The 12,695-nt window shown below is 44.7% G+C and carries 10 protein-coding genes; all 10 read left to right on the forward strand.

Translation table 11 applies throughout. The annotated features are described in order from the left end of the window. The first annotated feature begins 49 nt into the window (after positions 1–49). The 10 genes from pyrR (at position 50) to AC0YN7_RS02810 (ending at position 12,695) form a co-directional block, all read left to right on the forward strand. Positions 50–625, forward strand: a complete 576-nt coding sequence (pyrR, locus tag AC0YN7_RS02765) for a bifunctional pyr operon transcriptional regulator/uracil phosphoribosyltransferase PyrR (protein ID WP_475808407.1) — start codon at positions 50–52, stop codon at positions 623–625. Beyond that, complete coding sequence (locus AC0YN7_RS02770) at positions 622–1,521, forward strand: aspartate carbamoyltransferase catalytic subunit (RefSeq protein WP_475808408.1); 900 nt, start codon at positions 622–624, stop codon at positions 1,519–1,521. Before pyrR ends, AC0YN7_RS02770 begins: the two co-directional genes overlap by 4 nt. A 39-nt stretch (positions 1,522–1,560) precedes the next feature. Next, on the forward strand, positions 1,561–2,847 hold the full coding sequence (locus AC0YN7_RS02775; RefSeq protein WP_475808409.1) for a dihydroorotase: 1,287 nt from the start codon (positions 1,561–1,563) through the stop codon (positions 2,845–2,847). Positions 2,848–2,922: 75 nt separating this feature from the next. Beyond that, positions 2,923–4,068, forward strand: a complete 1,146-nt coding sequence (locus tag AC0YN7_RS02780; RefSeq protein WP_475808410.1) for a carbamoyl phosphate synthase small subunit — start codon at positions 2,923–2,925, stop codon at positions 4,066–4,068. Then, positions 4,055–7,276: a carbamoyl-phosphate synthase large subunit gene (carB, locus tag AC0YN7_RS02785; RefSeq protein WP_475808411.1), complete on the forward strand. Its 3,222-nt coding sequence runs from the start codon at positions 4,055–4,057 to the stop codon at positions 7,274–7,276. Before AC0YN7_RS02780 ends, carB begins: the two co-directional genes overlap by 14 nt. A 144-nt stretch (positions 7,277–7,420) precedes the next feature. After that, entirely contained in the window at positions 7,421–8,158 is a 738-nt protein-coding gene (pyrF, locus tag AC0YN7_RS02790) for an orotidine-5'-phosphate decarboxylase (RefSeq protein ID WP_475808412.1), read from the forward strand. Beyond that, the gene (gene pyrE, locus AC0YN7_RS02795; protein ID WP_475808413.1) at positions 8,151–8,798 is read left to right on the forward strand and encodes an orotate phosphoribosyltransferase; all 648 of its coding nucleotides are present in this window, start codon (positions 8,151–8,153) and stop codon (positions 8,796–8,798) included. Before pyrF ends, pyrE begins: the two co-directional genes overlap by 8 nt. Positions 8,799–8,983: 185 nt before the next feature. Next, positions 8,984–10,711 (forward strand): methyl-accepting chemotaxis protein, encoded by a 1,728-nt coding sequence (locus AC0YN7_RS02800; RefSeq protein ID WP_475808414.1) that lies wholly within the window; start codon positions 8,984–8,986, stop codon positions 10,709–10,711. 216 nt (positions 10,712–10,927) lie between these two features. Further along, positions 10,928–11,656, forward strand: coding sequence for an ABC transporter ATP-binding protein (locus AC0YN7_RS02805; protein ID WP_475808415.1), 729 nt, complete (start codon positions 10,928–10,930; stop codon positions 11,654–11,656). Next, positions 11,622–12,695 carry an efflux RND transporter periplasmic adaptor subunit gene (locus tag AC0YN7_RS02810; RefSeq protein ID WP_475808416.1) on the forward strand — a complete coding sequence of 358 codons (1,074 nt, stop codon included), beginning with the start codon at positions 11,622–11,624 and terminating at the stop codon, positions 12,693–12,695. The genes AC0YN7_RS02805 and AC0YN7_RS02810 overlap by 35 nt, the downstream gene beginning before the upstream one ends.

Below are 12,695 nucleotides of genomic sequence, written 5' to 3' on the forward strand. Positions count from 1 at the left end.
TTTATGCCAAAAGCAAACCATTGGGCAATTATGAAAGGGGAACGCGGAAATGACGGAAGAAGAGTATCTGGTCATCATGGATGAAACGGCGATTCGCCGGGCATTAACGCGAATTGCCCACGAGATTGTGGAGAAAAACAAAGGGATTGATAATTGTGTGCTCGTTGGTATTAGAACACGCGGTATTTATCTAGCTCGTCGAATCGCGGAACGCATTCAAGAAATCGAAGGTAAGCCCGTACCTGTGAGCGAACTTGATATTACGCAATATCGGGATGACCGCAAAGCCGCGATTACAGCGAATGTGGAGGTTGCAGCAGCGATTGGTGAAGTGGACGGCGCACCACTTTCGGTAGAGGATAAACGTATTATTTTGTTCGATGATGTCTTGTATACAGGTCGTACAATTCGAGCGGCTATGGACGCGCTTATGGATTGCGGGAGACCGCAAAGTATTCAGCTCGCGGTACTTGTTGACCGGGGACATCGAGAGCTTCCTATTCGTCCTGACTTCGTTGGCAAAAACGTACCATCCTCCAAACAGGAGCAAATCGATGTATCACTTACAGAAATTGATCTGATTGATCAGGTCACCATAATTAATCAAAGGGGGCAAGCCGGATGACGATGACTCAACTAAAACAACGGAGTTTGCTCGGATTAAAAGAGCTTGGCAAAGAGGAGATTGAATCCATTCTTGACCGAGCGGCTTATTGGGAAAATCATTCCACAAAAGTACACACATTGATGCAAGGTAAATTTGCAGCGAATATGTTTTTTGAAAATAGTACAAGAACTAGATTTTCATTCGAGGTAGCTGAGAAACGCTTAGGTGCAGAGGTGTTGAACTTCTCGGCCGCCGTATCGAGCGTACAGAAGGGCGAGTCGATCTATGACACAGTGCGCACCTTAGAATCAATGGGCATTGATGTTGGCATTATTCGTTTGAAACCAAACGGAGTGCTTGCAGAGCTTGCAACTCAAATAAAAGTGCCACTAATAAATGCCGGGGACGGCAACAATGAGCATCCAACACAAGCGTTGCTCGACCTGTACACGATGAAGAAACATTTCGGGCAACTAAAAGGTCTTAACGTTTCTATAATCGGGGATATAATGCACAGCCGCGTTGCTCGCTCAAATTTATATGCCTTGAAGAAGTTTGGAGCAAACGTTCGCTTCTGCGCTCCCGCGAATATGCAAGCGACTGAACTGGATGCACCTTATGTGTCAATAGATGAAGCGTTGAAGTCGGATGTAGTCATGATGCTCCGCGTACAACTTGAGCGTCATGAGAGCGGAATGCTTAGCTCGGCAGAAAATTATCGCGAGCAGTTCGGTTTAACAGTCGAACGAGCTAGTCGATTAGGAAAGCAGGCCATTATCATGCATCCGGCACCAATAAATCGCAACGTAGAAATTGATGATGAGCTCGTCGAGCACCCACAGTCGCGTATTTTTACTCAAATGGAAAATGGTGTTCCCATTCGAATGGCTGTTATTGAACGGGCGCTTAACTAGAATAATAAAAACTGAATAATTCCGGAGGGTAAACACACAATGTCATTATGGATTATTAACGGCAACATTTGGAACGAAGCTACTGGCAGCTTGGAAGTCAAGCATTTACAAATTGAAGACGGAAAAATCGAAGCTGTTGTGGATGGTGCCGCAACACCGGATACTGGCAGCGCTCAAGTCATTGACGCGCTAGGCAAGCTAGTGTCACCAGGCTTTATTGATATGCATGTTCATTTACGTGATCCTGGGTTTGAATATAAAGAAGATATTAAGACAGGCACACGCTCTGCAGCCAAAGGCGGATTCACAACGATCGCATGTATGCCGAATACACGGCCAGTAAGTGATACCCCTGAAACGATTCGCTACATTACGAATAAGGCGGAGCAGGTTGGTATTGTAAAGGTCCTTCCTTATGCTGCCATTACAAAAAATGAGCTTGGACGTGAATTGACTGATTTTGCCGCATTGAAGGAAGCAGGCGCAATTGGTTTTACAGATGACGGAGTCGGTGTACAAAATGCTCAAATGATGAAAAATGCGATGGCGCTCGCTAAATCGATGGATATGCCTATCATTGCTCATTGCGAAGATGATTCACTTGTCGAAGGCGCGTGGGCATCTGAAGGTGAGTTTTCCCGCAAGCATGGACTGAAAGGGATTCCGAATGAGTCGGAGGCTATTCATGTAGGTAGAGATGTTTTGCTTGCCGAAGCGACAGGCGTTCATTACCACGTTTGTCATGTAAGCACGGAGCAATCGGTAAGATTGATCCGATTAGCGAAGCAAGTAGGAGTAAAGGTAACTGCTGAGGTTTGCCCGCATCACTTGGTCCTTTCAGATGAAGATATTCCGGGACTTGAGGATGCCAATTGGAAAATGAATCCTCCGCTTCGTACGCCTCGTGATGTGCAGGCAGTTATTGAAGGTCTCGAGGATGGTACGCTGGATATGATCGTAACCGATCATGCACCGCACAGCGCGGAAGAAAAGGCTCGCGGCGTGCAGCTAGCGCCTTTTGGTATCGTAGGCTTCGAAACAGCTTTCCCGCTCTTGTATACGAAGTTTGTACAAACGGGTAAATGGACACTGGGCTTTCTACTGCAGCGTATGACAGCTGACCCTGCTCGAGTGTTCCGCCTTCCGACTGGTAGCCTTGAAATCGGCTCGCCGGCAGACGTTACAATTGTAGATTTAGACAGCGAGCGTGCAGTTGATCCGAGTACATTTGCTTCAAAAAGCAACAATACTCCATTCGGCGGTTGGAAGCTGAGCGGTTGGCCAGTAACGACAATTGTCGATGGCGCTGTGGTTTGGTCAGAATAATAGAAGCTTCGATTAACAAGCAGACTAGCAGACTAGCAAATAGATGAATGAATCAACACCTGAGGAGTGATACGGATGCAAGCAAGACTATTGTTGGAAGATGGTACGTTGTTCACGGGCCTTTCGTTCGGCGCAGAAGCGCAAATGATGGGTGAGGTTGTATTTAACACAGGCATGACAGGGTATCAGGAAGTTCTGTCCGATCCATCATACTGCGGACAAATCGTTACGATGACTTACCCATTGATCGGTAACTACGGTATTACACGCGACGATTTCGAATCGATGCGCCCATATATACACGGCTTCGTTACACGTCGCCATGAAGAGATTCCAAGCAACTGGCGTGCGCAATATTCACTTGGCCAATTGTTGAAAGAGTATGGCATTCCTGGCATCAGCGATATTGATACGCGTATGCTGACTCGTAAATTGCGTCATTTTGGCACAATGAAAGGTCTTATTACAACTGGAAATGAGCGCATTGAAGAGCTTGCTGAGCGTCTCAATATTTCACAGCTTATGACCGATCAAGTTGCTCGTACTTCAACCCCTAACATATTCTCAAGCCCAGGGCAAGGTGCTCGTATCGTACTTGTAGATTTCGGCTCGAAAAGTGGTATTTTGCGCGAACTGACGAAACGCGGTTGTGACGTAGTTGTCGTTCCGCATAACACGACTGCTGAAGAAATTCGTCATTTAGCACCAGATGGCATTCAATTGTCTAATGGCCCTGGGGATCCGAAGGATGTTCCTTACGCCGTGAAAATGATTTCGGAGCTGCTTGGCGAATATCCGATTTTCGGTATTTGTTTAGGTCATCAGCTGTTCGCATTAGCTTGCGGCGCTGATTCAGAGAGACTGAAGTTTGGTCATCGCGGCGGTAACCATCCGGTTAAAGAGCTAGCGACTAATCGCTGCTATATTACATCGCAAAACCATGGATATACAGTAATAGAGGATTCCATTGCTAACACAGGGCTGTCTGTCACTCACATCAATAATAACGACCGTACCATTGAAGGCCTGAAACATAATACATTCCCTGCTTTCTCAGTGCAATATCATCCAGAAGCAGCGCCAGGCCCTCAGGATTCCAGCTATCTGTTTGATGAATTCCTGGAAATGATCCGTACTCACAAGCAAAATAACCCACAAAAACCTCGTCAAGCTGTGTTATCGGAGACGTTGAAAGGAGAACTTCAGTATGCCCAAAAATAATAAACTTAAAAAAATTCTCGTGATCGGGTCTGGTCCGATCGTGATCGGACAAGCAGCTGAATTTGACTATGCAGGAACGCAAGCTTGTCAGGCGTTGATGGAAGAAGGGTATGAGGTTGTCCTCATAAACAGCAATCCAGCAACAATCATGACGGATACAAATATGGCTGACAAAGTTTATATCGAACCAATTACGCTGGAGTTTGTAACACAAATTATTCGTCAAGAGCGCCCGGATGGCTTGCTGCCGACGCTAGGCGGACAAACTGGCCTTAACATGGCTGTCGAGCTTGCTCGCGCAGGCGTGCTTGAACGGGAAAATGTAAAGCTGCTTGGAACGCAATTAACTGCTATCGAAAAAGCGGAAGATCGTGATTTGTTCCGTGATCTCATGCGTGAACTAGAGCAGCCAGTACCTGATAGTGATATCATCACTACAGTAGAAGCGGCAGTAGAATTCGCTAATTCAATCGGGTACCCAGTCATCGTACGTCCTGCTTATACACTTGGGGGTACTGGCGGTGGTATTTGTGCGAATGAAGAAGAACTAATCGAAATCGTTGCTTCCGGTATTCGTTACAGTCCGATTGGACAATGCTTGATCGAGAAATCGATTGCGGGCATGAAGGAAGTTGAATATGAAGTTATGCGTGATGCGAATGACAACTGTATTGTTGTTTGTAACATGGAAAACTTTGATCCGGTTGGCGTGCATACAGGTGATAGCATCGTTGTGGCTCCTAGCCAAACATTGTCTGATCGTGAGTATCAAATGCTTCGTTCGGCATCACTCAAAATTATTCGCGCTCTAAATATTGAAGGCGGATGTAACGTGCAGTATGCACTTGATCCACATAGCTATCAATATTACGTCATCGAGGTTAACCCACGTGTAAGCCGTTCGTCAGCGCTTGCTTCGAAAGCAACGGGCTATCCAATTGCGAAGATGGCAGCGAAAATTGCCGTTGGTTACACGCTTGATGAGCTCATAAACCCAGTAACAGGACAAACTTATGCATGCTTCGAGCCGGCACTTGATTATATCGTATCCAAAATTCCACGCTGGCCTTTTGACAAATTCGTTAATGCGAATCGTAAGCTAGGTACGCAAATGAAAGCAACGGGCGAAGTTATGGCTATTGGTCGTACTTTCGAGGAGTCCATTCATAAAGCTGTTCGTTCCCTTGAAATCGGTGCTCATCGGATTCATTTGCCGGAAGCTTCTTTACTTGATGAAGCAACTCTTAATACTCGCCTTGAGAAGCCAGACGACGAGCGTATGTTCCTAGTAGCGGAAGCTTTCCGCCGCGGCTATAAGCTTCAGGATATTCAAGATTTGACGAAAATCGATTGGTGGTTCCTTGATAAAATTCAATCGATCATCGCTTTTGAAGATCGCATGCGCAGTGAATCAACGCTATCTCAGCAAACGCTGTATGAAGCAAAGCGTAAAGGATTCTCTGACCGTTCGATCGCAGAAATACGTCGCGAAGGCTTCCCGAATGGCAGCCACACAACTGAAGCGGATGTGCGTGCACTGCGCGTACAGCTTAACCTTAAGCCGGTATACAAGATGGTAGATACTTGTGCCGCTGAATTTGAAGCGACTACACCGTACTACTATTCAACATACGAAGTAGAAAATGAAGTCATTCATACCGATAAGAAAAAAGTTCTTGTGCTTGGTTCTGGTCCAATTCGTATCGGTCAAGGTATCGAATTCGATTACTCTACGGTTCATGCGGTATGGGCTATTCAGAATGCGGGCTATGAGGCGGTTATTATTAATAACAACCCAGAAACCGTTTCGACAGATTTCAGCACGTCTGACAGACTGTATTTTGAACCATTATTTTTCGAAGATGTTATGAACGTCATCGAACAAGAAAACCCGATCGGTGTTATTGTGCAATTCGGCGGACAAACAGCGATCAATCTAGCTTCACCGCTTACTAAAGCAGGAGTTAAAATTCTAGGCTCCAGCTTGGAGAGTATCGATGCAGCCGAGGATCGCAAAAAGTTTGAAGCTTTGCTTCGCAGCTTGGATATTGCACAACCGGACGGCAGCACAGTTACTTCTGTTGATGAAGCAGTTGCAACGGCTCAAGGTCTAGGTTATCCGGTACTTGTTCGTCCTTCCTATGTACTCGGTGGACGCGCAATGGAAATCGTGTATTCAGATGAAGAACTACTGAGCTATATGGAAGTTGCTGTGAAAATCAACCCGGAGCATCCGGTACTGATTGACCGCTACATGCTAGGCAAAGAAGCGGAAGTTGACGCGATTTGTGATGGCGATACGGTTGTAATTCCAGGTATTATGGAGCACGTAGAGCGCGCTGGTGTTCACTCAGGCGACTCGATCGCGGTGTACCCGCCGCAGTCGTTATCGGATGATATTAAGCAGCAAATTATCGATATAACGATTAAGATTTCTAAAGCTCTAGATGTAATTGGTCTAGTGAATATCCAATTCGTTATTCATCAAGATAAAGTGTATGTGATTGAAGTTAATCCACGTTCATCACGTACGGTTCCTTTCTTGAGCAAAGTAACTAATCTGCCGATGGCAAACTTAGCTACACAAGTCATTCTCGGCACAAAACTTGCTGATCTTGGCTATGTTGAGGGCTTGTGGCCTGAAGACGAGTTTGTATCGGTAAAAGTACCTGTATTCTCCTTTGCTAAGCTTCGGAGAGTTGATCCTACGCTAACTCCGGAGATGAAATCGACTGGTGAAGTAATGGGTCGTGACGTACAGTACGCCAAGGCACTTTATAAAGGTCTCATCGGGGCAGGAATGAAAATTCCTACATCTGGCGCTATTATCGCTACAGTAGCTGACAAAGATAAAGAAGAGGCGACTGAATTGCTTCGCGGATTCTTCAATCTAGGCTACAGAATTATTGCGACAGGCGGAACGGCAAAAGCTCTAGAGGAAGCTGGCTTGATCGTAAATACGGTTAATAAGCTAAGCGAGGGATCACCGAACATTCTAGATCTAGTTCGTGAGGGAGAAGCGCAATTTGTTGTCAATACTTTGACAAAAGGCAAGGCTCCTGAGCGTGATGGCTTCCGTATTCGTCGTGAAGCAGTTGAAAATGGTGTGGTTTGTATGACATCGCTTGATACTGTACGTGCTTTGCTAGTTATGCTTGAAACACTTAACTTCTCCTCGCGTTCTATGCCAGTACCGCAGAAGAAGTAAGATAAATAAGCTTCTTGAAGCTTAAAAGTACGGCCAGCGTCAGATGCTTCGCACTGCATTAGCTTAGGAATTCATTCCTATCTAGTATTGCGAAGCAGACGTATGGCCGTTTATTGTGCCTATCAAGAAAAGGGGAGATTAGTAATGAAGCTGACAAACGATCAAGCAGCCGGAAAGATTATGGTCGCGTTAGATTATCCCGATGCTGTAGCAGCGGAGCGTTTGATTGAAGAATTAGAGGGCATACCGTGCTATATGAAAGTTGGAATGCAATTATTCTACGCAGCTGGACCCTCCTTCGTGCAAAGGTTGAAGGAACGGGGCTATTACGTTTTTCTCGATTTGAAAATGCATGATATTCCGAATACGGTCAAGGGTGGCGCAAATAGTATAACGAAGCTTGGCGTCGATATGTTTAATGTACATGCTGCAGGCGGAAGCGCCATGATGGAAGCTGCTTTAGAAGGCGTTGACATGGCTCTAGCAGGCAGGTCTAATCGTAAACCGACAGTAATTGCGGTCACACACTTAACAAGCACAAATCAATCTATGCTGAATGATCAAATAGGTATTGAAGGAACTGTCGAAGCTGCTGTTCTTCGCTATGCGCAACTAACTAAAGCAGCTGGATTGGATGGTGTTGTTGCATCTCCTTCTGAAGTAACAGCCATTAAAGCGCTCTGCGGCGCTTCGTTTCAAACGATAACACCTGGCATCAGGCCGATAGGTGCAGATGTGAACGATCAATCACGTATTATGACGCCTAGCGAGGCATTGAGACAAGGAACAGATTATCTGGTAATTGGGCGTCCAATTACAGCTGCAATAAAGCCGCGTACGGCAATAGAATCCATAATTGAGGAGATGACTTCCTATGAGTAAAATAACAGTTGCACAATTACCGAAAGAAATCGCGAAGAGCCTGCTTGAAATCGAAGCGGTAGCACTTCGTCCGAATGAGCCTTTTACATGGACATCAGGTATTAAGTCACCAATCTATTGCGATAATCGGTTGACTATGACTTACCCAGCTATTCGTGATCTTGTGGCGGAAGGCTTTGCTGCGATTATCCGTGAGCGTTATCCGGATGCAGAGGTCATTGCCGGCACATCAACAGCAGGCATTCCTCACGCGGCATGGGTAGCGCAAAAGCTTAATCTGCCTATGGCTTATATACGCGACAAAGCTAAGGGACATGGCAAGCAGAACCAGATCGAAGGGCGTGTTCTACCTGGCCAGAAGGTTGTTGTTATCGAGGATTTAATTTCGACAGGCGGAAGCTCGCTGAAAGCGGCGCTTGCCGTTCGCGAAGCAGGGGCAGAAGTGCTGGCAGTACTTGCGATATTTACTTATGAGTTTGATCAAGCCGTGCAAGCATTCGCTTCGGAGCAAGTTCCGCTTCAGACGTTATCCAATTATAGCGCACTTATTGAAACGGCTGTAGAGCTAGGGAAAGTAGATCCTGAGGATGTTGCGGCACTGCAAGCTTGGAGAAGTAATCCGCAATCGTTCGGAAATTAAGTGATTTACAATATTGTACGAGAGCACGTTTGCCGACAATGGTGAATGTGCTTTTTTTTGTGGAAATAAGACAGTATTCGACATTTATTTTTTTTGAAAATGATCTGTGTATCTTCCGAAATACCTATAGATTTCCGATATACAGAGTGTATGGGTTTCTATGAATTGAGGGGCGGGAAAGATTAATGAATTTATCATTACGAGTGAGGCTGGCGTTACTTGCTTTAATTCCACTAGGCTTTTATTTGTTCACGGGATTGTTTTTGCTTGGCGAAAATAATTCTACATTTAAAGAGATGTCCGATGAAATTTATGAGACGTCCAATGAAGTTAATAGCCTTATATTAAATGCCGACAGAGATATGTATCAGGCATATGTGGCCTTTCTGAAGGTGGAATCGGGAACGCTGGATCAAGTGGAAGCAAAAGCTGCTCGGGAAGAATTAGCGAACAATATTAAGCAAGTAGATGAGGGAATCTCAGAAGCACAAACAATAATAAGTAAGAAGCAGCTCCAAGACCTAGCATATGGTGAGTCTGAGCGAAAGATCGGAAATATTTTAATTGAAGTTAAAGCTAATTTTAATTTTTGGTCGGCAGCGGCTTTGAAAGCAGCATCCGATGGTAGTTCGGTATTTAGAAATAAAGAAATGGATAACAATTTTCAGGTGGGCAGATCAGGGATCGATGAAGTTGATCAAAATGTCGATGCATACGCCAAAAGCAAAATTAGAGAGATACAAGATAAGCTAAAACAAACACAACTTAGTATTTTTACCGGTATCATTGTCGTTTCCTTGTTAATAATCAGCACAACACTATTTACAATTCGACAAATAATGAGAACTGTCAGAAGTGTTGTTAGTAAGATGCAGTGTGTAACCGAAGGGGATTTAATGGTCCTGCCGGACAAGAAGTATAGCAAGGATGAACTTGGCATCATTTCAAAGTCAGTCGACCATATGATTGATGTGACGAAGCAGCTCATATCGGGTATTTTCGTTAATGCGATGGAGGTAAACAAATCTGCAACGCAAATGTCGACAGCATCCTTGGAGTCATCAGCCGCTGCTGAGCATGTCGCGCACAATATTCAAGAGGTTGCGAATGGAACGGAGATTCAAGCTCGCGGTGCAGAGGAAACTTCTAAAGCAATAGTAGAGATGACAGTTGGAATTCAACGTATTGCGGAAAATACAACAGCGATTGCTGATCACTCTACTACTACATCGCATCAAGCAGATCAAGGTCAAGCCGCACTGTTACGTTTGGTTGATCAAATGACAGAAGTAAAAACAGTGATTTCGAAGCTGTCGAATACGATTGGTATTTTGGAAAATCGATCACAGCAAATTGGGGCAATTGCTGATAACATTACTGCATTTGCTAATCAAACCAATATTTTATCACTCAATGCATCTATTGAAGCAGCACGAGCGGGGGTGCATGGAAGAGGCTTCGCAGTGGTAGCGGGAGAAATCCGGAAGCTTGCGGCAAATTCACTTGAATCAGCAGATGGCATTCATCAGCTAGTCGATGTTACGCGCAGCGAAATATCTGGTGCCTCCTCTTATATGGTTCAGACGATAGAAGAGATAGAACGAGGCAGTGCGCGTGTAAACGAAGTAAAGGACAACCTGGATGTTATTGTTTCCTCTATTTTGAAAATGACGGAGCAGCTGGTTGAAACCTCGGCAATTACAGAAGAAATGTCGGCAAGTTCGCAAGAAGTAAGCGCATCTATGGAACAGTCGGCTTCTAGCGCAGCGATTAATTTTGATAAAACAGAAAATGTAGCTGCCGCAACAGAGGAACAGCTGGCTCTTATGGAAAATATAAATACGGCAGCATCGCATTTGAATGAGATCGTAAGCGAACTAAACCGTTCGGTTTCCCATTTTAAAGTGAATTAACTGTCGAAAAAAAACTGTTTTTAGCTGGAAGTTTTATCGTCCGCTGAGGGCAGGTTTTTTTTGTAAATATTTTTTGCTAAATTTATGAAATAGACGTAACTTTTTACGCATGTCCTTCGTCTATCATGTAAGATTAGAATTATGAAAGTTACAATTGCGAAATTTACGAAGTAAGTTTTGTTGTACCTGTTCACGAAGGGGGTAATGGAGGGGCTCATGGCAATTCCGGAAGAAACTGAACAAAACACGAAGCTAGGAGTCACGGATGATGAACAGAGCAAGCTGCTGATCGTCAACAATGTAGAGCGTATTTTCCAAGTGGGAGGCTCGCCGCTTCATGTACTGAAAGGGATTCAAATGGAACTGAAGCCTCGGCAGTTAGTTATGCTAAGAGGCAGATCAGGTTCAGGAAAAACGACGTTATTGAATTGCTTGGGTGGATTAGATACGCCGAGCAAGGGTGAAATTTGGTTTAATGGCAAGCATTTCGACAAAATGAGCGATAACGAGAGAACTCTTGTGCGCCGTAAGGACATGGGGTTTATTTTCCAAGCGTTTGCTCTTATGCCCTTGCTGTCTGCTTGGGAGAATGTGGAGCTATCACTTAGAATGGCTGGCATACCGCGTGGCCAATGGAAGGAAAGAGTTGCTCAGTGTCTAGAGCTAGTAGGGCTAGAGAAACGAATGCATCATCGCCCATTTGAGATGTCGGGTGGAGAACAGCAGCGTGTAGCCATTGCTAAAGCAATTGCGCATAAGCCGATGCTCCTGCTGGCGGATGAACCGACGGCCGAGCTTGATTCGGGGATGTCGGCACAAATTATGGCGGTCTTTCAAAATATAATTCGCACTGAACAAGTTACGATTTGCATGACTACACATGATCCTACGATTTTGGAGGTTGCCGACCATGTTTACGAAATGGTGGACGGAAAGTTTGTTTAAACGTTCAATAGTTGTTGTAATGAGTGCTTCTTTAATATTTACCAGCGGTTGTTCTTTACTTCCGAAGGAAGAGGAAGAGGAAGTGCTGCCTGAGATAGCACCAGCTCAAATATCAAAAAAACCGGAGTATGAGGTAACGACAGCAAATCTCGAGACGAAGGTTCCTGTAATCGGAAAATTAATTTCAATGAAGGAAGAAACGCTTTTCTTCACAATGGATGGAAAAAATTTGAAAGAGCTTTATGTAAAAACAGGTGATGTCGTTAAGGTTGGTCAAGTAATTGGCGAGCTTGATGTAGATGAATTGGTCAAAAACTTACGATTGGCGAAGATCGCGTTTAAGAAAGAAGAAATTGCGATGAAAGAGACTCTTCGTCAGCGAGATGAGATGGACCAGATTGAATTTGAAGAGAAATCGATTGCGTTCGAAGAACAGAAGCAAAAACTCCTTGATCTTGAAGAGGAAATAGGCAAAGCGAGTTTAACCTCCCCTTTAAATGGCACGATCGTTACATTAAACGTTCAAAAGGGTGATGTCATAAAAAAATACGCTCCGATTGCGATCGTAGCAGATACAAGTCAAATAACACCTGCAGCAAAGCTTACGAAAACCGAGCTTGAGAAAGTAGCAGTTGGTATGGAGGTTGTTGTCAACATTAGCAATGTCGGCAATTTCAAAGGTAAAATAAAGCAGCTGCCTATTAAAGGCGAGGAACAGAATAACGGTGGAGGCATGGGGGGGATGCCAGGTGAAGTGAAGCCTGAACGCCCAGAGGACTTTCTCATTGTCGATATTAAAGACTTGCCAAAAGGATTGAATAGAGGCGCGCCTCTATCGATTAATATTATTACTAAGCGCACAGAAAATGCTATTGTTATTCCTCCTTCCGCGTTACGCACGATTGGTTCCCGTACTTATGTACAGGTAGTTGAAGCTGATGGCAAACGTGAAGTTGATGTGGAAGTAGGTCAACAGACCTCGACGCAGATCGAAATTTTGCAAGGGTTAAAGCCGGGGCAGAAAGTTGTAGGTCGATAG

The sequence above is a fragment of the Paenibacillus sp. J31R122 genome (genome assembly GCF_056269185.1).